Below are 24,794 nucleotides of genomic sequence, written 5' to 3' on the forward strand. Positions count from 1 at the left end.
CCGCGATGGCCGGGCAGGAGATCGTCTGCGGCCTGAAGGCCACCCACGACGGAGCGCTCGCCGTGTTCGAGGGCGACCGCCTGGTGTTCTCGGCCGAGGCCGAGAAACTGGAGAACCGGGCCCGGCACTCGCGGCTGGCGGAGATGTCCGACGTGGTCGCGCTGCTGGCCGCGCACGGGCTCGAAGCGGGCGATCTCGACCGGGTGGCGGTCGACGGCTGGGTGCAGTCGGGCGACGGCCGCAACGCCGTGGAGGTGCTGCACAACGGGCCGCATCTGCTCGACGTCGCCGGATACAGCGTGCTCGGCTCCCCGGAACAGCCGCTGGACGCACTGGTGCGCACCGCGGGCAGCGGGCTGCCGATCGGGGAGAAGACCTTCGAGTACTCCAGCTACCCCCACGCCACCGGGCACGCGCTGGCGAGCTACTGCACCAGCCCGTTCGCGAAGACCGGCGAGCCCGCGCTGGTGCTGGTGTGGGACGGCGGGATGCCCGCCACCGTCTTCCGGTTCGATCCGGATTCGGCGTCGCTGCACTCGTACGGCGCGGTGCTGCCGGTCGCTGGCTCGCTGTACCCGATCTTCGCGTCGTTGTTCGACCCCTTCAAGGTTTCCGGGAAACAGCGCCGGGACAAGGGGGACTTCGGCGATTTCGCCCAGTTGGAGGCGCTGCTGCCGGTTTCCGGCAAGGCGATGGCCTACGCGGCGCTGGCCGAGCCGGACGAGCGCGCGGTCGAGCTGATGATCGAGCACACCGCGAAGGCCGGGCAGATCGGGGTCGCCGGCGCGTTCGTCTGGAGCCACCGGGTGCGCGCGGCGCTGGCCCCGCTCGGCTTGCCGGACGCGGCGGTGCTCGCTTCGTTCCAGGAACACCTTTTCCGGCTGCTGCTGCGCGGGTTGCGCGACGGCCCGGTCGCGCGGATGGTCGCCGACGGCCTGCCGCTGTGCCTGTCCGGCGGCTGCGCGCTGAACATCAAATGGAACGCGCAGCTGCGGGAGAGCGGCGTCTTCTCCGCGGTGTGGGTGCCGCCGTTTCCCAACGACGCGGGTTCGGCCATCGGCACCGCGTGCGCGGAACTGGTGCGCACCACCGGGAATCCGGCCGTGCAGTGGTCGGTGTTCTCCGGTCCGGACGCCGGTCCGGTGCCGGGACCCGAACCGGGATGGCGGGAGCGCGAGTGCCCGATCGAGGACGTCGCCCGGCTGCTGCACGAGGTCGGCGAGCCGGTGGTGCTCGTCAGCGGACGTGCCGAGCTCGGCCCCCGCGCGCTCGGCCACCGCAGCGTCGTGGCCCCCGCCGCGCCCGCGGCGGTGCGCGACCGGCTCAACGAGATCAAGCTGCGGGAGTCCTACCGGCCGGTCGCGCCGATCTGCCTCGAAGCGCACGCGCCGGAGATCTTCGAGCCGGGCGTGCCCGATCCGTACATGCTGTTCGAGCACCAGGTCCGGGCGCAGTGGCGCGAGCGGGTGGCCGCGGTGGTGCACTCGGACAACAGCGCGCGGCTGCAGACGGTCTCGCCGGAACACCCGCTGCTGCACCGGCTGCTCACCGCCTATCACGCGCTGAGCGGGGTTCCGGTGCTGTGCAACACCAGCGCCAACCATCCCGGGAGCGGCTTCTTTCCCGACGCCGCTTCGGCGATGCGCTGGGGCGGGACCCGGTACGTGTGGTGCCGCGACCGGCTCTACCACCGGCCGGACGCGCCGGTGCCGGACGCGCCGTGACCGGCCCGCCGCGCCGGGCGCAGATCTCGCAGCGGCTGGAGATGCTGCCCCCGATCGCGTTGCGGGTGGCCGCGACACTCGGGCTCGCCGACCTGATGGAATCCGGACTGTCCGATGCGGAGGAACTGGCCGCCGCGGCGGGCTGCGACGCGGACGCGCTCGGCCGCCTGCTGCGCTACCTGGCGCAGCTGAACGTGTGCCGGGCCGAGGACGGCGGCTACCGGGTGACGCCTGCGGGGCGGCTGCTGCGCAAGGACCATCCGGCCGGGCTGGCCGGATGGCTCGACCTCGACGCGGCGGGCGGGCGGATGGACCTCGCGCTGACCGGGCTGCTGCACGCGGTGCGCACCGGGGAACCGGGCTACGACGCGGTGTTCGGCCGCTCGTTCTGGGCGGATCTCGGCGCGGACGAGAACCTGTCGGACTCGTTCGACCGGTTGATGGCGGGCAAAGCCGCCGCGGTGGCCGCCGAGCTCGCCGCGCACGCGGACTTCTCCGGCGGCGGCGAGGTGGTCGACGTCGGCGGGGGCAGCGGGCAGACGCTGGCGGCGATCCTGCGGGCCCATCCGGACCTGCGGGGCTGCCTGTTCGACCGGCCCGCTCCGGTGCGCGCCGCCCGGCGGGCGCTCGAAGCGGCCGGGGTCGCGGCGCGGTGCCGGCTGGTCGAGGGCAGCTTCCTCGACGGCGTTCCGGCGGGCGGCGGGGTGTACCTGCTGGTGGACATCCTGCACGACTGGGACGACCGGACCGCGGAACGGATTCTGCGCGCTTGCGCGGCCGCGGCCGGTCCGGGCGCGCGGATTCTTGTTGTCGAACGCATTCCGGACGAGGACATGGGCGGCGACGGCGCGGCCGCGGATCTGAAGATGCTGGTGCTGTTCGCCGGGCGGCAGCGGAACGCTTCGCGGCTGCGGGAACTCGTTGCGGCAGCGGGGATTTCGCCCGGACCCGTGCAACTGCTTCCGTCCGGATTCTCGGTTTTCGAGGGTAGAGTCGAAGCAGCGGCGATCGCCGGCTGAATTCCGCAGAAAACACTTGTCGCGAAGAATTCCGGGGAATGTGAGTGCGCAATGGGTCGAATGCTGGTCACCGGGGCGTCCCGGGGCATCGGGCGCGCGATCGCGGTGCACCTGGCCGGGCAGGGGCACGACATCGCGGGGTGCTTCCGCACCGGGAGCGAGGAAGCCGCCGCCGTCGAGGCCGAGGTGACCCGGCGCGGCCGGCGGGCGTTCTTCGAACCGTGCGACGTCGCCGACGCGGACGCGGCGGACGCGTTCTTCGCCGCGGCGGAGGAAAAACTCGGGCCGATCGACGCGCTCGTGACGAACGCGGGGATCACCCGGGACGCGATGAGCGCGCTGATGTCCCCGGCGGACTTCGCCGAGGTCGTCGCCGTGAACCTCACCGGGGCCTGGAACTTCTGCCGGGCGATGGCGTTCCGGATCGTCAAGCGGCGCGGCGGCGCGATCGTGGCGATCTCGTCCGCGGCGGGCGTGTACGGCCACGCGGGCCAGTCGAACTACGCTGCGGCGAAGGCCGGGATCATCGGCATGACCAAGTCGATCGCCAAGGAGATCGCCCCCTACGGCGGCCGGGCGAACGTGGTGGCCCCCGGATTCATCGAAACGGACATGACCGCCGTGCTCGGTCCGCGATCGCGGGAGCAGGCGAAGCAGGCGATTCCGTTGCGGCGCTTCGGTTCCCCCGGCGACGTCGCCCCGCTGGTGTCCTTCCTGCTCTCGGCGGAGGCCGGCTACATCACCGGCGGGGTGTTCCCGGTCGACGGGGGGATGGTGCTGTGAGCGAGCAGGTCGCCGCGGCGGGCCCGGCGAGCGCGTGGCCGGAGCTGCGCGAGATCGCGGTAGTGCCGGGCGACCCGGTCCGGGTGACCGCGTCCGCGGTCGTGCGTCCCGCCGGGAACCCTTATCTGGAAGCGCATTTCCCGGGCCGGACGATTCTGCCCGGGGTGTTCGTCCTGGAGGCGGTGCGGCACGCGGTGCGCGCGGCGGCCGGCACCGGACCGGAACTGCTGGAACTGACTTCGGCCCGGTTCACGCGCCCGGTGCGCGAGCATGATCGGATCGAGCTGGAAGTGCTGGTCTCGCGGGAAGAATCGGGACGGCTGAAGGTGTCCGCGAGCTGCGGGCTCGCCGCGGGACCGCGCACCGCCACCGTCGAAGCGGTGTTCGGCAGGCGAGCGTGAGCGGCGGCGTGCACCTCGGCTTCGGCGAGATCAGCGCGCTGCTGCCGCACGGGCGGGCGATGGTGCTGGTGGACCGGATCTGGATCGCCGGCGACGGCCGGTCGGCGGTCGCGACGAAAGCCGTCAGCGGCACCGAATACTGCTTCCGCGAGGCGGGAGCCGGATGCGGCTACCCGGAATCGCTGGTGGTCGAGTCGTTCGGCCAGGCGGCGGCGGTGCTGTGGCTGCACGGCCGGGCGGGCGACGGGCGGCTGCCGATGTTCGCCGCCGCCCGCGACTGCGTGTTCGCCGGGCGGGTGCCGCCGGGGACCACGCTCACCCACGAACTGGAACTGGAACACGCGTCGGACGGTTCGGCGATGGTGTCGGGCCGGACGAGGGCGGGCGCGGAGCCGGTCGCGGCCTTCGGGTCGCTGATCGCCGTCGCCCGCGAAGCGCCCGGAACGGACGCGGCGGACGGCCCGCCAGTGCGGGAAGAAAGGTGAGGGCAGGGATGAGCACGGCGAACGAACGGCTGGAGGAACTGCGCGACGTGGTCGCGGAGGTGCTGGAGGTGGAGACCGAGGAGCTCACCGACGAGGGAGACTTCCAGGCCGACTACGAGGCGGACTCGCTGCGCGCGATCGAGATGCTCGCGCGGATCGAGAAGAAGTACCGGATCGAGATCCCGCAGAAGGAACTCGCGGAGATGCGGAACCTGAAGACGGTCTACGAGGTGACGGCCCGCCACGCCGGATGGCAGCCGGTGACCGCGTGAGGCACTGACGGCCACTGCGCGCGCACGCGCGCCGGCGGCGGGCGGGAGGCCCATGAACCGGGTATTCATCACCGGACTCGGCCCGATCTCGAGCATCGGGGTCGGTTCGGCCGCGTTCGAGAGCGGCCTGCGGGCCGGGCACAGCGGCATTTCGCCGATCACGTCCTTCGACACCACGGGTTTCCCGAAGGTGCTGGCGGGCGAGGTGAAGGCGTTCCGCCCGGAGACGGTGCTGCGCCGGCTCGACGTCAAGGCGTGGGGCCGCAGCAGCGTGTTCGCCGCCGCCGGTGCGCGGCTGGCGGTGCGCGACGCGGGCTTCTCGACCGACCAGGCGCGGCCGCACCGGGTGGCCGTCGTCGTCGGCACCACCAGCGGCGAGGCCAAGATCACCGAGGAGTTCGGCCGGGCGCTGGCCGAGGGCGGGTTCCCGGCGGTGCCGCCGGAGGTGTTCGAGCAGTTGCCCGCCGACCGGCTCGCCGCGGCGGCGAGCGAGGAACTGGCGGTCACCGGCGAATCGATCACCTTGGCGACCGCGTGTTCGGCGAGCAACTACGCGCTCGGCTACGCCTACGACCTGATCCGCCAAGGCGAAGCCGACGTCGTGGTCAGCGGCGGCGCGGACTCGGTGTGCCGGTGGGCGCACGCGGGTTTCCTGCGGCTCGGCGCGGTCGCCGACGAGGCGTGCGCGCCGTTCGACCGGGACCGGTCGGGCATGGTCACCGCGGAGGGCGGCGCGATGCTGGTGCTGGAGAGCGAGGACTTCGTCCGGGCCCGCGGCGCCTCGCCGTACGCGGAGGTGCTCGGCTACGCGACCAATTGCGACGCCACGCACATGGTGGCGCCGGACGCCGCGTCGATCGCGAGATGCATGCGGCTGGCGCACGCCAACGCCGGCGTCCGGCCCGACGACGTGGACTACGTGTGCGCGCACGGCACCGGAACTCTGGCGAACGACGCGACCGAAGCGGCGGCACTGTATGAAACGTTCGGCGGCGCGGTGCCGCCGGTGAGTTCGATCAAATCGATGCTCGGGCACGCCATGGGCGCCGCGAGCGGCTTCGGCGCGATCGCGTCGGCGCTGGCGCTGTCGCGGGGATTCCTGCCGCCGACGGCGAACTGGCGGAGCCGGGATCCGGAGATGGCGTGGCTCGATCCGGTGCCCAACAAGGCGCGCGCCGCGGACGTGCAAGTGGCGCAGAACAACGGTTTCGCCTTCGGCGGGAACAACGCGATCGTGATGCTGGGGGCGGTCTGATGGGGGTGCTGGCGATCACCGGGTTCGGCGTGGTGAGCCCCGCCGGGGCGAGCGCGGCCGAACTGGCGGGAGCGGTCGCGGCGGGCCGCTCCACCGCCCGCGCGGTGGAGTGGCCGGAGGTCACGCTGCCCACCGGGACCGCGCACCATCTTCCGGAGTTCAGCGCGCGGGCCGAGCTTGGCCGGCGCGGGACCGGGTTCTTCGACCGGCGCACCGGGCTGGCCGTGGTCGCCTGCGGCCGCGCGATCGAGGACGCCGGCCTGGACATCGGCGAGGACGGCCACCGGACCGGGCTGGTGCTGGGCACCACGGTCGGCAGCGCGCAGGCGGCGGTCGACTACGCGGCGGAGACCTTCACCGAGGATCCGCCTTACCTGGTCAATCCGGCGCTGTTCCCCAACACCGTGCTGAACGGCGCGGCCGGGCAGGCGGCGATCCGCTTCGGATTGCGCGGGGTCAACGCGACGGTCGCGGGCGGGCCGGTCGCGCTGCTGTCCTCGCTTCGCTACAGCGCCAACGCTTTCCGCACCGGCCAGGCCGACGTCCTGCTGGCCGGTGCGGTCGAAGAATTCACTCCGCACGCGGCGTGGCTGTGGGCCGGGCTGGGCGGAGCCGGCGCGCCCGGCGAAGGCGCCGCGGTGTTCGTGCTGCGTCCCCCCGAAGGGCTTGAGCACCGCCCGGACGCGGAGATCCTGGCGACTGCGGCCGGGTTCTGCCCGAGCGGGGAGGACCAGGTGTACGCGCTGGCCGACTGCGCGCGGCGCGCACTGGAGCAGGCTCGCGTCGGAGCGGAGACCGTCCGGACGGTGGCCTCGGCCTCCGGAGCGGACGAGGTGGCCGCCTGGCGGGCACGGAACGAGCTGGAGGGGCTGCTCGGGGTCGAGGGCGCGCACCATCTGGCCGCGGTCGAGCTGGCCGGGAACTCCCCGGCCGCGACGCCCGCGGTCGAGCTGGCGCTGATCCTCGCCCGGCACCGGGCCGAGCCCGCACGCGACGGCGAGATCGCGCTGCTGGTGGCGAGCAGCCCGGCCGGTGCGGTCGCGGCCGCCGTGGTGAGGGGGTGGAGCCGTGGCGACGATCGCGGCTAGCGCGGTGCGCAGCTGCCTCGGCGACGGCCCGGCCACGTTCGCCGCGCTGCTGGCCGGTCGCGGCGGAGCCGCCCCGCTGCGGTACGTCGACGCGGCTCTGGTCAACGTCGGCGCCGCGTACGAAATCGACGAGGAGACTTCGCACCGGAGAGCGGGCACCTGGCTGGCCGGCTGTGTCCGGGAAGCCTTGCGCCAGGCCGATCCCCAGGTGCCGCGGGCTTCGATCCCGGTGCTGGCGGGCACCGGGCTGCGCGAGCTGGGCGCGGCCGAGAAGTGGTCGGCGGGCGCGGTCGAGATGACCGTCGAGGACCTGCATTTCACCGGTGTGCTGCGCGAAACCGACGACCGGCTCGGGCCGGTGGTGACGGTGTGCAACGCCTGCTCGGCGACGGGGCACCTGCTCGCGCTGGCGCAGGACCTGGTCGACAGCGGAGCCGCGCCCGCGGCGGTGGTGGCCGGGGCGGACTCGCTCACCGTGTCGATGCTGGCGATGATCGGGCGGGTCGCGCCGGACCGCACCGAGCGGATCCGCCCGTTCGACGCCGACCGCACCGGTGTGCTGCTCGGCGAGGGCGCGGCCGCCGCGGTCGTGGTGCCCGACGGCGCGGCGGCGGCCCCGCTGGGCCGGTTGCTGGCCACGGGGATGTCCTGCGACGCCGCGCACGAAACCGCGCCCGAGGCCGAGGGCATCGCACGGGCGATGCGCGAGGCGCTGGACCGTTCCGGCCGCAGGGGCGAGGAAGTGGACCTCGTGCTCGCGCACGGGACCGGCACGGAGCTGAACGACCGCGTGGAGGCGCGGGTGCTGCGCGAGCACCTCGGCGAGAACGGCCCGCTGGTGACCGCGATCAAGGGTGCGACCGGGCACACGTCGGGCGCGTCCGCGCTGATGAGCCTTGACGTGGCGCTGCGCTGCCTGGCCACCGGCTGGGTGCCGCCGGTCGCCGGGCTCGACCGCCCGGCCGCGGACTGCGGCGGGGTGCGGCTGGTGCGGTCCGGGCCGGTGCGGGCCCGGCCGCGGCTGGCGCAGGTGGACGCGTTCGGGTTCGGCGGGGTCAACGCCGTGACGCTGGTCGGGGCGGCCTGATGCGGCCGGTCGCGATCCGCGCGTGGAGCGCGCACCTGCCCGGGCGGTCCGGGCCGCTGCCCGGCGGATGGTCGCCGGGCCCGGCATGCCCGCCGGAGCGGGCGGCGGACCTGCTGGGGCGCAAGGGATTGCTGTACAAGCAGCCGGCCGAGCGGCTCGGCCTGTGCGCGGTGCACCGGGCGCTGGGCCTGGCCCCGGTGACCGGGCGCTGGACGCCGCCGGAGCCGGATCCGCGCACCGCGGTGGTCGCGAGTTCCAACCTGGGCAGCCTGGAGACGGTCTGCGCGGTGGCGCGCGCCGCCGGTGCCGGGTCGCTGTCCGAGGTGAGCCCGCTGGACGCGCCGAACGTGTCGAGCAACGTCCTGGCCTCGACGGTGGCGATCCGGTTCGGCTTCGGCGGCCCGAACCTCATGGTGTGCTCGGGACATCCGGCCGGACTGGACGCGGTGCGCCTCGCGCAGCTGCTGCTGGCGGCGGGCCGGGCGGACCGGGTCGTGGTGGTGGGCGCAGAGCCCGCCGACGAGACCGCGGCGGCGCTGGCCGGGCAGGACCTGCGGGCGGGCGCGGCTTGCGTCGTGCTCGAACCGGCCGCCGAGGACAGCGCGCTGGTGCTGCACCCGGTGCACGACCACGCCGATCCGGAGTCGTGCGAGCCGGCCCGGCCGGTCCGGTTGGGACAGTTCTACGGCGCCGCGGGCGTGCTGGCGGTGGCCGCCGCCGCGGCGGAGAACCGGACCGCACGGGTGGTCGCGGGCAGCGACGCCGACGGTTGGCGTTGCGCGGTGGTCGAAACCAAGGGGGAGCGGTGAAACCCGACGCACCCAAGGTGCATCCGTTGAACGAGGGCACCGGCCCGGTGCTGGTTTTCGCGCACGGGCTGGAGGACCACTGGCGCACCTGGAGCGCGGTGGCCGCGAGGCTGCCGCACTGGCGGGTGCTCTCGATCGATCTCCCGTGGCGCGCGGGCAACGACTACCGGTGGCGGTTCGCCGGATCGCCCTCGGACTGGATCGCCGCCGCGCTCGACACCGTCGACGACCCGGCCCCGGTGCTGGCCGGGCATTCCTTCGGGGCCAACGCACTTCTGGAACTGCTGTCGCGCGAGCCGGAACGGCCGTGCCCGGCCGCGGTCCTGGCCATGCCGTTCTACCGGCCGGCGGAGGCGACGGTGACGTGGCGGACGGTGGAACGGTCCCGGGAGACCTTCGAACGGCAGATCCGCGGCGGCCTGCTGACCCGGCTCGGCTCCCGCGCCGCCGGCCTGTGCGGCGAGGTGCTGGAGAAAATGCACGCCAAGACCGCCGAGCGGATCGGCCCGGTCGGGTTCCTCGCGGTGTTCGAGCAGTACGTGGCCAGCGGGCATCTGCCGCTGGCCGAGACGACGGCACCGGCCCTGGTGCTCGGCGGCGAGCAGGACATCGGCTTTTCCCTGCGGGACCTCGAAGCGCTCTCCGGGGCGCTGCCGAGGGGACGGCTGCACTGCGCACCGCACTTCGACCATTTCTGCCATCTGCACAGCGCCGCGGAGGTGGCCGCGATCGTGGACGGGTTCGTCCGCGACCGGGCCGCCGCGCCGGAACGGGAGAGAGGAAGCCGGACATGACGTCGCTGGCCGACGAGCGGACCGGGTTCGCGCTGCGGCCCCGGTACGCGAGCGCGAACATCCGCACCTGGATCGGGTTCAAGCAGTTCATGGCGATGGCCGAGGAAGCGGTGCTGTGCTGGTTCCGCGAACGCGGTCTCGGCCCGCAGGCGCTCTACCACGACCACGGGCTCGGTCTGTCCATTGTGGATTCTTCGGTGCAGCTGCCCGCGGTGCTGGAGATCGACGACGAGGTGCGCGCGCGGGTCGGACCGGCCGGGCCGGGCCGGTTCCGGGTCGTCTTCGAGGCAGCCGGGAACCGGGTGCTGCGCGGCAGGACGACCGTCGCGCTGGTGCGCGAGCAGGAGCCGGCCCGCGCCTGCCCGGACGAGCTCGCGCCGCTTGTCGGACCGGCGGCGGCCGAAAGCGACCGGCCGGCCGAACCGGACCCGGCGGCGTTCTCCTGGGACTGGACCGCCCGCTATTTCCACTGCCAGTTCTCCGACCGCGTCCAGCACGGCGCCTACGTGGCCGCGCTGGAGGAAACGGTCGACCGGTTCCTCGCCGAGCGCGGCCTCGGGGTGCCGCGGCTGCTCGCGGAGCGCGGCTGGATCCCGGTCGTGTCCCGGGCCCGGGTCCGGCTGCTCGGCGACGCGCACATGGGCGAGACCGTGCGCACGACGTTCGCGGTGACCGATTTCGTGAAGGACCGCGCGTTCGACGGCGTCATGGACTGCTGGACGCTGGGCGCGGGCCGGGCCCCGCGGCTGGTGGCGACCGCGAGCATCCTGCACGGCTACGCGGTCAGCCGGGGACCGGGGGCAGGCACGCTGGCGACCCTCGACCCGGACACGCTCGCCGCGCTGGCCCCGGGAGCGCCGCGATGACCCGCCGCCGGACGCCGCGGGTGCACTTCTCGTTCCGCAGCCCGTTCAGCTGGATGGCGCTGAGCGAGCTGTACCGCAGGATGCCGGACGCGGACGAGGTGCTGGAGTTCGTCCCGTTCTGGGACCCCGACGAGCAGACCGCCGCGGCCCTCGCGGACCGGGGCGCGGAGATCCCCTATACCCCGATGAGCAAGGCGAAACACCTCTACATCCTGCAGGACACTCGCCGGCAGGCCGCGCGGCTCGGGCTGTCGATGACCTGGCCGGTGGACGACGACCCGTGGTGGGAGCTGCCGCATCTCGCGTGGCTGCGGGCCCGGCGGCTCGGCGTGGCGCGCCGGTTCTACGAGGCGGTCGTCGAGGCGCGCTGGGAGCACGGGCGCGACGTGTGCGAGCGCCCGGTGCTGCGGGAGGCGGCCGCGGCGGCCGGGCTCGATCCGGAACCGCTGCTGTCCGCGCCGGAGTCGGCGGACATCCGCCGCGAGAGCGTCGACTGCCTGGAGCGGGCGTTCGAGGACGACATCTTCGGCATCCCGTACTTCCGGGTGGGCCGGCACCGGTTCTGGGGCCTCGACCGGCTCGACGGGTTCCTCGCCGAGCTGGCCGTGCCCGGACCGCCCGCGCCGCCGGAGCCGGCGGTGCCGGTCGGCGCCTACGACACCGACACCGCGGGAGGCTGCGGATGAGCACTCCCGGCCAGGTGTCCGGAGCCCCGGCGGTCTTCGACCCGTTCGACCCGGCGCTGATCGAAGACCCGTACCCGGTGTTCGCCCGGCTGCGCGAGGAGGCGCCGGTGCTGCACCTGCCGGACTACGACGTGTGGGCGGTGACGCGGTACGCGGACGTGCTGCGGGTCGTGCGCGATCCGGTCTCCTTCTCGTCCAAGATCGGGATGAGCCCGGAGTTCGCCGCGCGCGGCGGCGCCTCGACCGGCGTCGGCTACCGGATCGGCGCGCCGAAGGTGCGCGTGCTGATCGCCACCGACCCGCCCGAGCACCAGGTGTTCCGGCACGCCGTCGCGGCCGCGTTCACCCCCGCGTCGGTGCGGTCGCTGGCGGCCAAGGTGCGGGAGTTCGCGCGGCAGCGGGCGGAGGCGCTCGTGCGGGCGGGCACCGGCGATTTCTTCGGCCTGGTCGCCGAACCGCTGCCGGTGCTGGTGCTCGCCGAACTGCTCGGCGTGCCGGAGGAGATGCACGAGGAGTTCCGGCACTGGTCGCGGGTCATCACCGGCGACCTGGACCAGGTCGGCCGCACCGAGGAGCACCTCGGCCGGGGCATGGGCATGTTCCGCTACTTCAGCCACCAGCTGCGCCGCCGCCGCGGCGACGGGCGCACGCTGTTCGACTCGATCGCCCGCGCCGGCCGCAGCGGCGTCAGCTCGCAGGAGGTGCTGGCGTTCTGCGCGTTCCTGCTGGTCGCCGGGATCGAGACGACGACCAACCTGCTCACCAACGCGATGGCGGTGCTGCTCCGGGAACCGGAGGTCCAGCAGCGGCTGCGCGAGTGCCCGGAACTCATCGACACCGCGGTGGACGAAGCGATCCGCTACGACACCTCGGTGCAGGCGCTGTGGCGCGGCACCACCGTCGAAACGGAGCTGTCCGGCGTCCGGATCCCGGCCGGGCAGCGCATCCTCGTCGTGTTCGGCGCGGCCAACCGCGACGGCGCGAAGTTCCCCGAGCCGGACCGGTTCCTGCCCGGCCGGGGCGCGACCGATCACGTCGGTTTCGGCGCCGGGCCGCACTTCTGCCTCGGCGCGCGCCTCGCGCGGCTGGAGATCGCGGAGGCGCTGCGGGCGGTGCTCGGCGCGACCCGGTGGATCGAGCCCGCCGGGCGGGGGAAGCGCACGCGCAGCGTGGTGCTGCGGGGATTTCTGGAACAGCCGGTGCGAGCGGAGCCGAGATGACCGGAGAACGAACCGGCGCGGTGCTGGTCGACGCCGTGCGGACGCCGATCGGCCGGCGGGGCGGCGCGCTGAGCGGGCTGCGGCCCGCGGAACTGCTGCGCCAGGCTCTGCTGGCCGTGCTCGACCGCAACGGCCTGCCGCCGGGCGCGGTCGAGCAGATCATCGGCGGCTGCGTCACCCAGGTCGGCGAGCAAGGGCTCAACGTGACCCGCAACGCGTGGCTGTCCACCGGGCTCGACTACGGCGTCGCTTGCTCCACAGTGGACGTCAGCTGCGGTTCGTCGCAGCAGGCCAGCCACCTGGTGTCGGCGCTGGTCTCCAGCGGGGCGATCGAGATCGGGATCGCCTGCGGGGTCGAGTCGATGAGCCGGGTGCCCGCCGGGGCGAACATCCCCGGCGGCCGCGCCGACTACCAGACCCCCGACTACCCGTGGGACGACCCGCCCGGGCTCCAGTTCGGCGGCGCCGAGCGGATCGCGCGGCGGCAGGGGCTCTCGCGCGAGGATCTCGACGCCTACGGCGCGCTTTCCCAGCAGCGGGCGGCGAAAGCCTGGGCGGAGGGACGGTTCGACCGCGAGATCGTGCCGGTGGCCGTCGCGGGTCCCGGCGGCGCCGCGAGGATGGACCGGGACGAAGGGCTGCGCGAGACGACGCGGGAAAGCCTGGCCGCGCTGCGTCCGACGGTGCGCGGGGGCAGGCACACCGCGGGCACCACGTCGCAGGTCTCCGACGGGGCGGCCGCGGTGCTGTGGATGTCGCCCGCCGCGGCGGACCGGCACGGGCTGGCGCCGCGGGCGGAGATCGCCGGGCAGGTCGTGGCCGGAGCCGATCCGTATTTCCTGCTGGACGGCCCGGTGACGGCGACCGAGCGGCTCCTGCGCCGCACCGGGCTGAAACTGTCCGATGTGGACGTCGTCGAGGTGAACGAGGCCTTCGCGGCGGTGGTGTTGTCGTGGCTGGAGCGCACCGGGGCCGATCCGGGCCGGGTGAACGTCAACGGCGGTGCGATCGCGCTTGGGCATCCGATGGGGGCCACCGGATCCCGGCTGCTCGCCTGCGCGCTCGGCGAGCTCGAGCGCCGCGACGGCGAGTACGCGCTGGTGACCATGTGCTGCGGCGGGTCGATGGGCACCGCGACCCTGCTGCGGAGGCGGTGACCCGGCGATGCGGATCGGACTTCTGCTGCAGCGCTTCGGCTGGCCGCCGGGCGCGGCCGGGCCCGCGCTCGCCCGCGTCGGCCGCGACGCCGAACAGGCTGGGCTGTCGAGCATCTGGGTCAACGACCACTTCCGGCAGATCCCGATGTTCGGCGATCCCGGCGAGCCGTTCCTCGAGGCCTACACCGCGCTGAGCTTCCTCGCCGCGGCCACCGAACGGATCGGGCTGGGCACCATGACCACCGCGGTCACCCACCGGCATCCGGCGCTGCTGCTCAAGATGCTCACCTCGCTCGACGCGCTGTCCGGCGGCCGGGTGTGGCTGGGGCTGGGCCCGCCGTGGCACGAGGAGGAACACCGCGCGTTCGGCCTGCCGCTCGGCCCGTGGAGCGAGCGGTTCGAACGGCTGGAGGACACCCTGGCGCTGACCCGGCAGGTGCTGTCCGGGTCGACGGAGCCGTTCGAGGGCAAGCACTACCGGCTGCCGGAGCCCTGGTTCGCGCCGTCGTTCGTGCGCCCGCCGCCCGTGCTCGTCGGCGGCGCGCACGAGCGCCGCGTGTTGCGGCTGGTGGCCCGGTACGGAGACGCGTGCGGCCTGCACGAGGACGGGAACCCCGCGGTGGTCGGGCTGAAGCTGCGGATGCTGCGCGACTGCTGCGCCGAACTGGGCAGGCCGTTCGAGGAGATCACCGTGACCACCTATGGCACGGCGCGGCTGTCCGCGACCGGGGAACCGGGCACGAGCACGGTGGCCGAGGCGGCGCAGCGCTACGGTGAACTGGCCGCGCTCGGCGTCCATCTGTCCATTGTGGATACGGGGGAGACCGCCGGGCCGGAAACCGTCGGACTGCTCGGCGAACTGGCCGCCGCGGTGGCTCCGCCGTGACCGCCCTTGCCCTCGCCGCGCCGGGCGGCCAGACTCCTGTCCGGGGTCCGGCGAGGCGAATTCCGCAGCACGCCAACCACTTTCTTCTGACTGGAGGGACCGGCATGACCGTGACCGTCGAGCGCGCCCGGTCGAGGACCGAGGTCCTGGCCGCAGCAGCCGCATTGGCGCCGCAGATCAGCGATCGGGCGCTGGAGGGGGAGCGGGGCGGGCGCGTCCCGCCGGATCTGCTCTCCGCGATCTCCGACGCCGGCCTGCTCGACCTGCTGCTCCCGGAGAGTCTCGGCGGGCTGGAGATGGACCCGGTGACCGTGCTGGAGACGATCCGGGAGATCTCTCGCGCGGACGGCTCCGCCGGCTTCGCCGCGCTGAGCCTCAACGCCACGTTTTTCGTCGCCTGGCTGGAACCCGAGGTCGCGCGGAGCATTCTCGCCGCGCGGCCGCGCGCGGTGGCCACGGTGTTCGCTCCGCTGGGCAAGGCCGAGCCGCGCCCGGACGGCGGCCTCCTGGTCAACGGGCGCTGGCCGTTCAACACCGGGGCCCGCAACGCCTCGTGGTTCGCCAACGGGGTCATGGTGCAGGACGGCGGGAAACCGGCGATCGTGGCGCCGGGGCGGCCGGACTGGCGGCTGGTGTTCGTGCCCGCGTCCGATGTGGACGTTCTCGACACCTGGCACGTGGCCGGGCTGAAGGGCACCGGGAGCAACGACGTGTCGGTCAGCGACCTCGTGGTGGCGCCGGAGTACACCGCCAACCCGATCTTCGAGCGCGCCCGGCACGAGGGCGCGATCTTCAACTGGTCGTTCTTCGCGCTGATGGGGGTGCTGTTCGCCGGGTTCCCGCTGGGCATCGCCCGGCGCGCGCTCGACGAGTTCCGCGAGCTGGCCCCGAACAAATCGCGCGGCAGCCGTCCGCTGGCCGAGGAGCAGTCGGTGCAGATCGCCTACGCCAGGGCCGAGGCGGGACTGCGCTCGGCCGAGGCGTACGCGCGCGACGTGCTGGGCACGGCGTGGGAGCGCACGCTCGCCGGCGACGAGACGACAATGGCGGACCGGGCCTCGGTGCGGCTGGCGACCGGCCAGGCGATCCGCACCGGCGTGGACGTCGTGAACACCGTGTTCCAGCTGGCCGGAGGCGGCGCGCTGTTCGACCGTTCGCCGATCCAGCGCTGCTGGCGCGACATCAACGCGGGCAGCCATCACGGCTATTTCTCCGAATACCACGAGACCCGGGTGGGCCGGTCGCTGTTCGGCCTCCCGGTGCCGGACCCCTGGATGATGTGAGCGGATTCCGCAGGAGGGAAGAGACACCATGACCACTCGACCGAGCGAGCAGGTGGCCGGCGCGGGAGATCCCGCCCCGGTGGTGGCGAAGGTCGTCAGCGAGGTGGCGGAGGTCGAGGTCGCGCCCGACCAGAGCTTCTTCGACCTCGGGCTCGACTCGATCCAGCTGATGGACATCTGCAACCGGCTGAACGAGACCTACGGCGAGGTGATCGACCTGTTCCTGCTGTTCGAGAACCCGACGGTGACCGAATGCGCGGCGATCATCCGCGAGCACCAAGCCGCGGGCTGAGCGGCGCGGCCGGCGAAGGGCGGAGGACGACATGCCAGAGCACGAGGTCATCTGCGGGCTGAAGCTCACCCACGACGGCGGGTTCGCCGTGATCGAGGGCAACCGGCTGCTGGTTTCGGTCGAGGCCGAGAAGCTGGGCAACAACCCGCGGCACAGCCCGTTCGCGGAGCCCGCGGAGATCGCGCGGCAGTTGCGCGCGCACGGGATCGAGGACGTGCGCGCGCCGGTGTTCGCGGTCGACGGCTGGGCGCGCGGCCGCGAGGGCGAGAGCTGGGTGGAGATCCGCGACGCGCAGGGCGCGGTCCAGCCGGTCGAAGTCGCGCTGTACCACGACGAACCGGGCGCGGGCGCGGCGATGCTGACCGGGGTGACCGGGCAGAGCCCGCTCGTCGGCGGCGAGCCGGTGGCCTTCCGCAGCTTCACCCACACCACCGACCACGTCATGTCCGCCTACTGCACCAGCCCGTTCGCGCGGGAGCGCGAGCCCGCTCTGATGCTGGTGTGGGACGGCGGGGTGCCGCCGGTGCTGTACCGGTTCGACCCGGCCGGACCGCGGCTCGAATGCTTCGGCCCGGTGTGCGGGGTTTCCGGCGCGCTGTACCCGATTTTCGCGTCGCACTTCGGCCCGTTCCGGGTGGACCACGACGCCCGCCGGGCCGCCGACGCGGGTCCGGGGCTCGAGGCGCTGCTCCCGGTCTCGGGCAAGGCGATGGCGTACGCCGCGCTCGGCCCGGCTTCGGAGGAAGCCATCGCGGTGATGGCGGAGGTCGACGCTCAGGTGGGCGAGATCGACGGCGCGATCCGCGCGTACCTGTGGAGCAGGCGGGTGCTCAGCGGCGTGGCGAAGCTGGGGCTTTCCGACGCGTCGATCCTGAACTCCTTCCAGGAGCATCTGTTCCGCCGGCTGCGGGACGGTCTCGGCGAGGTGCTGCGCGCCCGGCCGGAGCTGGCCGGGCTGCCGTTGTGCCTGTCCGGCGGCTGCGCGCTCAACATCAAGTGGAACTCCGGGCTGCGCGCGAGCCGGCTGGCGCCGGAGGTGTGGGTGCCGCCGTTCCCGAACGACGCGGGATCGGCCATCGGCGCGGCGTGCACGGAAATGGTGCGCCGCACCGGGACGTCCTGGCTGGACTGGTCGGTGTTCGCCGGGCCGCCGGTGCGCGAAACCGCCGCGGCCGAACCGGGCTGGACCGCGAAACCGGCGTCGGTCGAGGACCTCGCGGCGCTGCTGGCCGAAGCCGGCGAACCGGTGGTGATCGTCGACGGACCGGCGGAGCTCGGTCCCCGCGCGCTGGGGCACCGCAGCATCATCGCGCCGGCCGGGGACGAGGCGATGCGGGACCGGCTGAACGCGATCAAGGGCCGCGAGTGGTACCGCCCGGTGGCCCCGGTCTGCCTGGAAAACCGGGCGCCGGAAGTGTTTTCTCCGGGCACCCGGGATCCGTACATGCTGTTCGACCACTTCGTCCGCCCGGAATGGCAGGGCAAGATCCCGGCGGTGGCGCACCTCGACGGCAGCGCGCGGCTGGAAACGGTCGGCGCGGACAACCCGTTGCTGGAACGGCTGCTGACCGCTTACGAGGCGCGGACGGGGATCCCGGTGCTGTGCAACACCAGCGCCAACCACCCGGGCCGGGGCTTCTTCCCCGACGCGGCCTCGGCGATGCAGTGGCACGGCACGCGGCACGTGTGGTCGGCGGGCACCCTGTACTCGACTGACGCGGTCCCGGAGTCGTGGTCCCGCACGCCGCGCGGAGCGGCCGGATGAGCGGGACGGCGGCGGCGATCGTCTCCGAAAGCGGGCAGCTCAGCCGCGACGAGCTCGAACGGGAAGTGACCCGCTGGGCGGCGCTGCTGCGGTCGCGCGGCGCCGGCCCGGCGGGCCGGGTGGCCTGGCTGCTGCCCAACCGGCCCGAGGTGCTGACGGTCGCGCTCGCGGCGCGGCGGATCGGCGCGCAGGCGGTCGCCCTCGGCGGCCGCTCCACCCCGGGCGAACTCGCCGGGCGGCTCGCGGTCGCCCAGCCCGCGGTGGTGGTGGCCAGCGGTGCCGCCCGGGAGCTGCTGGAGCTGTTGCACGGCAAGGAAAACGTGCTCGACGCGGACGATCCGCCCGAGCCGGCGGGCGACCCGGGGATTCCCCGCGCGGCCGCGGACGGCGGACGGCTGGGCGCGGGAGCTTCGCTGCTGTTCACCTCCGGGACCACCGGCAGTCCGAAGGCGGCGCTGCGCACCCGCGGCGATCGGCGGCTGTCGGACGCGATCGCCCGCGGGTTCCGGCTCGGACCGTCCTCGCGGTTCCTCGTCGGCGGGCCGCTGTACCACTCGGGCCCGTGGACCTGCGCGCTGATGACGCTGTCGCTCGGCGGCACCGTCGTCCTGCTGCCCCGCTTCGACGAACGGTCCTGGCTGGACTCCGCGGTCGAACACCGATGCGACAGCGGGTTCCTCACCCCGACCCAGCTGGCCCGGCTGGTCTCCTTCGCCCGCGCCCGGCCCGGCCCGCGCCCGCCGCTGAGCCACGTCGTGGTGTCCGGCGAGCCGTTCCCCGACCGGCTCAAGCGCGCCGCCCTGGACGTCTTCGGCGAGGGATTCGTCGAGTGCTACGGCTGCACCGAACTCGGGCCGATGTGCGCGTTGCCCGCGGAGGAGTTCCTGGCCCGCCCCGGGTCGTGCGGACGGCCCTTCGACGGGGTGCGGATCGCCGCTTTCCGCGGCGCCCGGCGGCTGCCCGCGGGCGAGGCCGGGACGCTTCGCGCGCTCACTCCGCTGGCGTTCGACGGTTACGTTTCCGGTCCCGGCCAGACGCCTGCCGGGCGCGACGGCGACTGGGGCAGCGTCGGCGATGTCGGGTTCGTCGACGAAGAGGGCTACGTGCACCTCGCCGGCCGGGACGACGACTTGATCATCACCGGCGGCGTGAACGTCTTTCCCTCCGATGTGGAGGAAGTACTGGCCGGGCACCCCGACGTCGAGGCGTGCGCGGTGTTCGGCCTGCCCGATCCGCGCTGGGGCGAGGTGGTCGCGGCCGCGGTGCGCAGCGGACGGCGGCTGGAACTGGCCGAGGTGCGCGACTGGCTGCGCGGCCGGATCGCCGACGACCGCCGACCGCGCCGGTTGTTCCTCGTGGACGAGCTGCCGGTGACCGCAACCGGGAAGCTGGCGAGACGGGTGCTGCGGGAACGCGCGGCGCGGGAGCCGGTGGCCGGGTGAGCCGCGGCTGGACCGGCCAGTGGATCTGGTGCGCCGACGGCCGGATCGCCAAAACCGGGGAGTTCTCCGACGTGCCGCTGGTGCCCGCCGCGGCGCACGATCGGCGGGTGCGGTTCCGGCGCGTCTTCCCGCTCGCTCTGGTGCCCGCCGCCGCCTCGCTGCGGATCACCGCGGACTCCCGGTACACGGTGTGGGTCAACGGGCACGAGGCGGCGCGCGGTCCGGGTCGCGGCGCGGCCGGACGGCTGCTCTACGACGTCGTCGACGTCGCCCGGTGGCTGGTGCCGGGGGACAACGCGATCTGCGTTCTGGTGCGCTTCTACGGCGAAGCGAACGCGTGGTGGCGACCGGTCACGCCCACCTTCAGCCACGGCGCGGGAGTGCTGCTCGCCGAACTCGAGCTGCCGTCCGGGGTGCTCGGCACCGACCGCAGCTGGCGGCACCAGACGAGTCCGGCGTGGACGCCGCAGAAGCCGTCCGGGGTCGGGCACGCGGTGCCGGAAGTGCTCGACGGCGCGCTGTGCGATCCGGCCTGGCTCGAACCCGGCTTCGACGACACCGGCTGGGCGCCCGCCCGCGTGCTCACCACGCTGCACCTCGGCGGCACGGCCCGGTCCACGCCGCCCGCCGACCCGTACGGCCCGCTGCTGGAGAACCCGGTGCCGCCCGGCGAGCCGGTCGAACGCCCGGTCCGGTGGCTGCGCGAGCGGCGTGGCCCGGATCCCGGCGGCGAGTACGGACCGGCTGACCTCGTCGCGAACGTGGACGCCGGAGCCGCGCCCGGCCCGGTCCCGGCCGGACTGCCCTTCACGACCGTGCTGGAACCCGGCGTCGCGGTGCTGCTCACCGCGGGCTGGGACGAGGTGGTCGCCGGCACCCTGGTGTTCGAACTGGACGCGCCGCCCGGTGTGACGGTCGACGCCCGGCCCGCCGAGGACCTCGACGAGCACCTGCGGCTGCGCCCGTTCCAGCACGGGTACGCGGCGCGCTACCGCACGCGCGGCAAGTCCGACCGGTTCTGCTCGGCCGATCCGGTCGGCGGCCGGTTCGTGCTGCTGGTGCTGCGCGGCGAGGGCGAGGTGACCGTCCGCGGGCTTTCCGTGCTCGAGCGCCTTCGCCCGCGTCCGCCGGGCCCGTTCTTCGAATCCGGCGACCCGGTGCTCGACGCCGTCTACGAGACCGGGCTGCGCACGGTGGACCTCACCGCGCAGGACGCCTACATCGACTGCCCCACCCGCGAGCAGCGGGCGTGGACCGGGGATTCGGTGGTGCACCAGTCGGTGGACCTGCTGTCCAATCCGGACTGGCGGCTCGCCCGGTGGCATCCCCGGCTGGCCGCGTCGCCGCGTCCGGACGGAATGCTGCCGATGGCGGTCGCGGGCGACTACGAGCACCGCGACGGGGCGTACATCCCGGACTGGGCGCTGCACTGGGTGCGTTCGGTGCACAACCTGTACCGGTGGACCGGCGACGCCGAGCTGGTGGGCGAACTGCTCCCGGTCGCCGAACGGGTGGTGCGCTGGTTCGAGCCGTTCTCGCGCGACGGCCTGCTGACGGACGTGACCGGATGGGTCCTGCTGGACTGGGCGAGCGTTCAGGGTCGGGGCGCGAGCAGCGTGCTGAACGGGCTGTGGGGCCGGGCGCTGCGGGACTTCGCGGAGATGGCCGAGTGGCTCGGCGACGCGGGCCGGGCCCGCTGGGCGCGCGGGCGGCACGGCGAACTGGCCGCCGCCTTCGAGCAGTACTGGGACGAGGACCGGGGCGGCTACCGCGATTGGCTGACCGCGGCCGGGCTCGCGCCGGCGATGAGCGAACACGCCACCGCCGCCGCCGCGGCCGGCGGCCTGATCCCGCCGTCGCGCCATGCCCGGGCACTGGCTTTCCTGCTGGACCGGACAGCTTTGGTGCGGCGCGCGTGGTCGTTCGGCCTGATGCCGCTGCGGGCCGCGCTGGGCCCGCCCGCGCCGGATTGGGACGTGGAGCGGGAAGTCGTCGCCGCACAGCCGTTTTTCCGCTACGTGGTGCACGACGCCGTGGCCCTGCTCGGCGGAGCGGACCACATCGCCGACCTCTGCCGGGACTGGTCGGAACTGGCCGGCGACGGCACGCGCACGTGGCGCGAGGTGTGGCACGGCGGGTCGTACTGTCACGGCTGGTCGAGCACGCCGAGCCGGGATCTGCCGCTGTACGTGCTGGGCGTCAGCCCCGCCGAGCCCGGCTTCGCGCGAGCGAGGATCGCACCGCGGCCGGGCGCGCTGACCCGGGTGGCGGGCGCGGTTCCGACGCCGTTCGGGCTGGTGGAGGTCCGGCTGGACCGGTCCGAGGTGGCGGTGTCGAGCCCGGTGCCGTTCACGGTGGAGCTGGACGGCTGGGCGCGCGATCGCCCGGCGGGGCGGTTCTCGTGGTCGCGGGAGCAGCCTGGCTGAGCGGGGTTTCTCGCCGTGTCAGGGGATTCCCCGCCTCGCGGGGGCTGCCGGGCGAGGAGTTCCCGGTCGTGGCCGGGAAACCTCGCCGGTGAAGGTCCGCAAGGCCCGGTGCGGCTGCCGGGGTGCCGTCGCGACCGCCTCGGCCGCGTGCAGCTGGACCGGTCCGGGGCGGCAGTGTCGTCGCCGGTGGAGCTGGGGTGCCGGGCGCGCGGGGGATTCCCCGCCTCGCGGATCGCGCTGGTCGAGGGTTTTCCCAGCCATGGCCGGGGAACCTCGTCGGCGGAGCTCACGAGGCCCGGCGCGTCTTCCGTACCCGGTAGGGCTGTCGGGGTGCCGTCGCGGTCGCTTCGGCCGGTCCGGGGCGGCGGTGTCGTCGCCGGTGGAGCTGGGGTGCCGGGCGCGCGGGGGATTCCCCGCCTCGCGGATCGCGCTGGTCGAGGGTTTTCCCAGCCATGGCCGGGGAACCCCGTCGGCGGAGCTCACGAGGCCCGGCGCGTCTTCCGTACCCGGTAGGGCTGTCGGGGCACCGTCGCGGTCGCCTCGGCCGGTCCGGGGCGGCGGTGTCGTCGCCGGTGGAGCTGGGGTGCCGGGTGCGCGGGGGTTTCCTGCCTCGCGGATCGCGCTGGCCGAGGGTTTTCCCAGCCACGAGCGGGGAACCCCGTCGACGGAGCTCACGAGGCCCGGCGCGCCTTCCGTACCCGGTAGGGCTGCCGGGGCACCGTCCCGATCGCCTCGGCCGCGCGCAGCGCCGCCAGTTCCTCCGCCGGTGTCCCGAGCCATTCCGTCAGCACCTCGTCGGTGTGCTGGTCGTAGCACGGCGCCGGACGGACCGTCGCCAGTCCCTTCCCGTCCATGCCGACCGGAATGCCGAGGTATCCGCGTTCCCCGGTCACCGGGTGGCGGACCCGTTCGGCCCAGTGCAGCTCGCCGTTCTCGAACAGCTCGCGCACCGTACGCATCCGCTCCGCACGGAAACCCTTCCGTCGCAACGCCTCCACCACCGCCGCGCCGTCGCGCTTTTCCGCCCACCGCGGATCCGCGGCTCCGCCGACGTAGGCCACGTACCCGTCCGCGGTCGCCAGCACGCCGGCCGGGACGTCCGGTTCGCTGTTGCCGATCCGCCGCGGCGGACGTCCTTCGCGGGAAGCCAGCACGATGCCTTCGCCGAACTGCAGCCACAGCGTTTCCTGCTGGGACAGGTCGATCTCGCGGCCCCGCCCGGTCGCCGTCCGCGCCGCCAGCCCGGACAGCACCGCGACCGCCGCGTGCGCGCCGGCCACCGCGTCCGGGTAGTAGGTCGGGCTCACCTCGGCACCGGCGGAGGGCGGGCCGTAACGGGCGGCGAACCCGCCCATCGCCTCGGTCAGCATGCCGAAGCCCGGCATCGCCCGGTGCGGGCCGCTGCTGCCGAGCGCGGGCATGGTGACCAGCACCAGCCCCTCGGCCACCCGCGCGCGCACGTGCGCGGCGACGCCCCGGTCCTCGAGCACGCGGTGGTTCATGTTCACCACCAGCACGTCCGCGGCGTCCACCAGATCGCGGAAGACCCGGTTCCCGTCCGGCGCGGACAGGTCCAGCGACACGGCGCGCTTGTTGCGGTTCACGCTGTTGAACTGGGCCGCGGCGTCCCAGGTGTACTCGTGCGGGTCGGCGCCCTCGGGCAGCGGGGCCCCGGTTTCGGCGAAGCGGAACCGGGTGCGCCAGCCGTCGGGATGCCGACCGGACTCGACCCGCACCACGTCCGCGCCCAGCGCGCCCAGCAGCCGGCCGGCGAGCGGCCCGGCCCAGGCCCAGGTCAGTTCGAGCACCCGCAGCCGGCGCGGGTCCGGCAGCCGGGGCGACCGGCCGCGGGTCGCGCCGGAGCGAAACCATCCGTTGTCCTCGGCGGGTTCGGAGAGCCGCACCGAGCGCGGCGCCGGCGCGGCCGGATCCCGCCACGGCCGCACGATCGCGCGGCCCGCCGAGGCGCCGCGGACCGTGCCGAGGAACTCGCGAGCGGCCAGGTGCGGGTCGTCGAGGGCGTCGGCGGCGTCGAGCACCTTGCCGACCGACCAGCCCGCGGCCAGACCGGCGTCGAAGACCTCGCGCCGGGTGCGCCCGGCGTACCAGCCGGCCAGTTCGCCGCGCAGCAGCTCCCGGTTGGCCCACCGGCGCGCCCACCCGAAGCGTTCGTCGCGCAGCAGGTCGCCGCGGTCGTAGAGCAGGCACTGGCGGTTCCAGTCCTCGCCGCGGACCGTGCCCGGCACCACGAACCCGTCGGCGCAGCGGAACACCCCGGACGGGAACGTGCGGGTCTGGAAGCCGGCCTGGCGCCGTTCCTCCTCCGGATCGGCGGCGTTGGCCGAAGTCGCGGCGTACAGCGCGGCCGCGGCCTGCGACTCCACCGCCGAGGCCGCGGCGGCCCGCCAGGTCGTCTCGGCGTGCCCGCCGGGCCGTCCGGCCAGCGCGGCCGCCGCGGCGTAGGTTCCGGCCAGATACTGCGTTTGCCAGCCGGGGAACCGGTCTGGGCCGCCGTCCTCGTGACAGGTCGCGGCGAGCAGCCCGGAGGCCGCCTGCACCAGCATCTCGTCGGACGGCTCTCCCGCGCTCCCGGCATCGACGCCCCACGCGGTCACCGACACCAGCAGCGGCGGATCGGCGAGGCCCGCGCGCAGTTCCCACGGCCCGAACTCGCGGCGCACCCGGTCGCTGAGCACGACGTCGGCCCATTCCAGCAGTTCCGGGACCGCGGCCGCGTCCGGGGAGAGCAGCCGCTTCCCGGCGTTGAGATGGACGAAAACCGGGCTCGGGTCCCGCTGCGCCCGCCCGTCGGCCGAAAGCCGCCGCGCGGGGTCCCCGCCCGCGGGTTCGACCTTGGCGACCGTCGCCCCGAGCATGGCCAGCAGCCGTCCCGCGTAGGGGCCGGCCACTCCGGTCGCGGTTTCGAGCACCCGGAGCCCGCGAAGCGGCCCGAACTGACTTTCGTGTTCCATTGTCTTCCTTGCGCGATAAGGGAAAGCAGCTGAATGCTGATGACCGTCGAAGTTCTGGTCGATCTCTTACGCGGGGTGAGCA

The 24,794-nt window shown here is 74.2% G+C and carries 22 protein-coding genes; 21 read left to right on the forward strand and 1 reads right to left on the reverse strand.

Annotation, left to right across the window (positions count from 1 at the left end; all coding sequences use genetic code 11):
- Nucleotides 1-5: 5 nt before the first annotated feature.
- The 21 genes from BM362_RS24360 (at nt 6) to BM362_RS24460 (ending at nt 21,740) form a co-directional block, all read left to right on the forward strand.
- A complete protein-coding gene (locus BM362_RS24360; protein ID WP_093574663.1) occupies nt 6-1,724 on the forward strand; it encodes a carbamoyltransferase N-terminal domain-containing protein in 1,719 nt (572 codons plus the stop codon).
- Nucleotides 1,721-2,743, forward strand: coding sequence for a methyltransferase (locus tag BM362_RS24365; protein ID WP_093574664.1), 1,023 nt, complete (start codon nt 1,721-1,723; stop codon nt 2,741-2,743). The genes BM362_RS24360 and BM362_RS24365 overlap by 4 nt, the downstream gene beginning before the upstream one ends.
- 51 nt (nt 2,744-2,794) lie before the next feature.
- A complete protein-coding gene (fabG, locus tag BM362_RS24370) occupies nt 2,795-3,526 on the forward strand; it encodes a 3-oxoacyl-ACP reductase FabG (protein ID WP_067588347.1) in 732 nt (243 codons plus the stop codon).
- Complete coding sequence (locus BM362_RS24375; RefSeq protein ID WP_067588345.1) at nt 3,523-3,927, forward strand: ApeI family dehydratase; 405 nt, start codon at nt 3,523-3,525, stop codon at nt 3,925-3,927. The genes fabG and BM362_RS24375 overlap by 4 nt, the downstream gene beginning before the upstream one ends.
- Complete coding sequence (locus BM362_RS24380; RefSeq protein WP_067588343.1) at nt 3,924-4,412, forward strand: 3-hydroxyacyl-ACP dehydratase FabZ family protein; 489 nt, start codon at nt 3,924-3,926, stop codon at nt 4,410-4,412. The genes BM362_RS24375 and BM362_RS24380 overlap by 4 nt, the downstream gene beginning before the upstream one ends.
- Before the next feature lie 8 nt (nt 4,413-4,420).
- Complete coding sequence (locus BM362_RS24385; protein ID WP_067588342.1) at nt 4,421-4,684, forward strand: acyl carrier protein; 264 nt, start codon at nt 4,421-4,423, stop codon at nt 4,682-4,684.
- Between the two features lie 52 nt (nt 4,685-4,736).
- A complete protein-coding gene (locus BM362_RS24390; RefSeq protein ID WP_067588340.1) occupies nt 4,737-5,939 on the forward strand; it encodes a beta-ketoacyl-[acyl-carrier-protein] synthase family protein in 1,203 nt (400 codons plus the stop codon).
- A complete protein-coding gene (locus tag BM362_RS24395) occupies nt 5,939-7,027 on the forward strand; it encodes a beta-ketoacyl synthase N-terminal-like domain-containing protein (protein ID WP_067588338.1) in 1,089 nt (362 codons plus the stop codon). The genes BM362_RS24390 and BM362_RS24395 overlap by 1 nt, the downstream gene beginning before the upstream one ends.
- Nucleotides 7,008-8,114 (forward strand): beta-ketoacyl synthase N-terminal-like domain-containing protein, encoded by a 1,107-nt coding sequence (locus tag BM362_RS24400; protein WP_067588336.1) that lies wholly within the window; start codon nt 7,008-7,010, stop codon nt 8,112-8,114. The genes BM362_RS24395 and BM362_RS24400 overlap by 20 nt, the downstream gene beginning before the upstream one ends.
- A complete protein-coding gene (locus tag BM362_RS24405) occupies nt 8,114-8,923 on the forward strand; it encodes a beta-ketoacyl synthase N-terminal-like domain-containing protein (RefSeq protein WP_093574665.1) in 810 nt (269 codons plus the stop codon). The genes BM362_RS24400 and BM362_RS24405 overlap by 1 nt, the downstream gene beginning before the upstream one ends.
- Nucleotides 8,920-9,717: an alpha/beta fold hydrolase gene (locus BM362_RS24410; protein ID WP_067588329.1), complete on the forward strand. Its 798-nt coding sequence runs from the start codon at nt 8,920-8,922 to the stop codon at nt 9,715-9,717. The genes BM362_RS24405 and BM362_RS24410 overlap by 4 nt, the downstream gene beginning before the upstream one ends.
- A complete protein-coding gene (locus BM362_RS24415; RefSeq protein ID WP_067588326.1) occupies nt 9,714-10,583 on the forward strand; it encodes a thioesterase family protein in 870 nt (289 codons plus the stop codon). The genes BM362_RS24410 and BM362_RS24415 overlap by 4 nt, the downstream gene beginning before the upstream one ends.
- Nucleotides 10,580-11,269, forward strand: a complete 690-nt coding sequence (locus tag BM362_RS24420; protein ID WP_093574666.1) for a 2-hydroxychromene-2-carboxylate isomerase — start codon at nt 10,580-10,582, stop codon at nt 11,267-11,269. The genes BM362_RS24415 and BM362_RS24420 overlap by 4 nt, the downstream gene beginning before the upstream one ends.
- Nucleotides 11,266-12,489: a cytochrome P450 gene (locus BM362_RS24425; protein ID WP_067588324.1), complete on the forward strand. Its 1,224-nt coding sequence runs from the start codon at nt 11,266-11,268 to the stop codon at nt 12,487-12,489. Before BM362_RS24420 ends, BM362_RS24425 begins: the two co-directional genes overlap by 4 nt.
- Nucleotides 12,486-13,646, forward strand: coding sequence for a steroid 3-ketoacyl-CoA thiolase (locus tag BM362_RS24430; RefSeq protein ID WP_093574667.1), 1,161 nt, complete (start codon nt 12,486-12,488; stop codon nt 13,644-13,646). The genes BM362_RS24425 and BM362_RS24430 overlap by 4 nt, the downstream gene beginning before the upstream one ends.
- 7 nt (nt 13,647-13,653) lie before the next feature.
- Entirely contained in the window at nt 13,654-14,532 is an 879-nt protein-coding gene (locus BM362_RS24435) for an LLM class flavin-dependent oxidoreductase (RefSeq protein WP_093574668.1), read from the forward strand.
- Nucleotides 14,533-14,636: 104 nt separating this feature from the next.
- Nucleotides 14,637-15,815, forward strand: coding sequence for an acyl-CoA dehydrogenase family protein (locus BM362_RS24440; protein ID WP_067588317.1), 1,179 nt, complete (start codon nt 14,637-14,639; stop codon nt 15,813-15,815).
- A 28-nt stretch (nt 15,816-15,843) separates the two neighbouring features.
- Nucleotides 15,844-16,107 (forward strand): acyl carrier protein, encoded by a 264-nt coding sequence (locus BM362_RS24445; RefSeq protein WP_067588314.1) that lies wholly within the window; start codon nt 15,844-15,846, stop codon nt 16,105-16,107.
- A 31-nt stretch (nt 16,108-16,138) separates the two neighbouring features.
- Nucleotides 16,139-17,872, forward strand: a complete 1,734-nt coding sequence (locus BM362_RS24450; protein WP_067588312.1) for a carbamoyltransferase N-terminal domain-containing protein — start codon at nt 16,139-16,141, stop codon at nt 17,870-17,872.
- Nucleotides 17,869-19,314: a class I adenylate-forming enzyme family protein gene (locus tag BM362_RS24455; RefSeq protein ID WP_143132473.1), complete on the forward strand. Its 1,446-nt coding sequence runs from the start codon at nt 17,869-17,871 to the stop codon at nt 19,312-19,314. The genes BM362_RS24450 and BM362_RS24455 overlap by 4 nt, the downstream gene beginning before the upstream one ends.
- Complete coding sequence (locus tag BM362_RS24460) at nt 19,311-21,740, forward strand: alpha-L-rhamnosidase-related protein (protein WP_143132474.1); 2,430 nt, start codon at nt 19,311-19,313, stop codon at nt 21,738-21,740. The genes BM362_RS24455 and BM362_RS24460 overlap by 4 nt, the downstream gene beginning before the upstream one ends.
- Nucleotides 21,741-22,411: 671 nt before the next feature.
- Here the strand turns inward: BM362_RS24460 and BM362_RS24465 are convergent.
- Nucleotides 22,412-24,712 carry a CoA transferase gene (locus BM362_RS24465; RefSeq protein WP_093574671.1) on the reverse strand — a complete coding sequence of 767 codons (2,301 nt, stop codon included), beginning with the start codon at nt 24,710-24,712 and terminating at the stop codon, nt 22,412-22,414.
- Nucleotides 24,713-24,794 lie beyond the last annotated feature (82 nt).

This window comes from Amycolatopsis rubida, assembly GCF_900115345.1.
GTDB lineage: Bacteria > Actinomycetota > Actinomycetes > Mycobacteriales > Pseudonocardiaceae > Amycolatopsis > Amycolatopsis rubida.

Bases quoted from the DNA above. Each gene is read 5' to 3' on its own strand.
- BM362_RS24445 (WP_067588314.1), top strand. From the start codon at position 15,844: ATGACCACTCGACCGAGCGAGCAGGTGGCCGGCGCGGGAGATCCCGCC.
- fabG (WP_067588347.1), top strand. From the start codon at position 2,795: ATGGGTCGAATGCTGGTCACCGGGGCGTCCCGGGGCATCGGGCGCGCG.
- BM362_RS24425 (WP_067588324.1), top strand. From the start codon at position 11,266: ATGAGCACTCCCGGCCAGGTGTCCGGAGCCCCGGCGGTCTTCGACCCG.
- BM362_RS24395 (WP_067588338.1), top strand. From the start codon at position 5,939: ATGGGGGTGCTGGCGATCACCGGGTTCGGCGTGGTGAGCCCCGCCGGG.
- BM362_RS24455 (WP_143132473.1), top strand. From the start codon at position 17,869: ATGAGCGGGACGGCGGCGGCGATCGTCTCCGAAAGCGGGCAGCTCAGC.
- BM362_RS24450 (WP_067588312.1), top strand. From the start codon at position 16,139: ATGCCAGAGCACGAGGTCATCTGCGGGCTGAAGCTCACCCACGACGGC.
- BM362_RS24465 (WP_093574671.1), bottom strand. From the start codon at position 24,712: ATGGAACACGAAAGTCAGTTCGGGCCGCTTCGCGGGCTCCGGGTGCTC.
- BM362_RS24415 (WP_067588326.1), top strand. From the start codon at position 9,714: ATGACGTCGCTGGCCGACGAGCGGACCGGGTTCGCGCTGCGGCCCCGG.
- BM362_RS24390 (WP_067588340.1), top strand. From the start codon at position 4,737: ATGAACCGGGTATTCATCACCGGACTCGGCCCGATCTCGAGCATCGGG.
- BM362_RS24360 (WP_093574663.1), top strand. From the start codon at position 6: ATGGCCGGGCAGGAGATCGTCTGCGGCCTGAAGGCCACCCACGACGGA.
- BM362_RS24420 (WP_093574666.1), top strand. From the start codon at position 10,580: ATGACCCGCCGCCGGACGCCGCGGGTGCACTTCTCGTTCCGCAGCCCG.
- BM362_RS24385 (WP_067588342.1), top strand. From the start codon at position 4,421: ATGAGCACGGCGAACGAACGGCTGGAGGAACTGCGCGACGTGGTCGCG.
- BM362_RS24435 (WP_093574668.1), top strand. From the start codon at position 13,654: ATGCGGATCGGACTTCTGCTGCAGCGCTTCGGCTGGCCGCCGGGCGCG.
- BM362_RS24430 (WP_093574667.1), top strand. From the start codon at position 12,486: ATGACCGGAGAACGAACCGGCGCGGTGCTGGTCGACGCCGTGCGGACG.
- BM362_RS24440 (WP_067588317.1), top strand. From the start codon at position 14,637: ATGACCGTGACCGTCGAGCGCGCCCGGTCGAGGACCGAGGTCCTGGCC.
- BM362_RS24405 (WP_093574665.1), top strand. From the start codon at position 8,114: ATGCGGCCGGTCGCGATCCGCGCGTGGAGCGCGCACCTGCCCGGGCGG.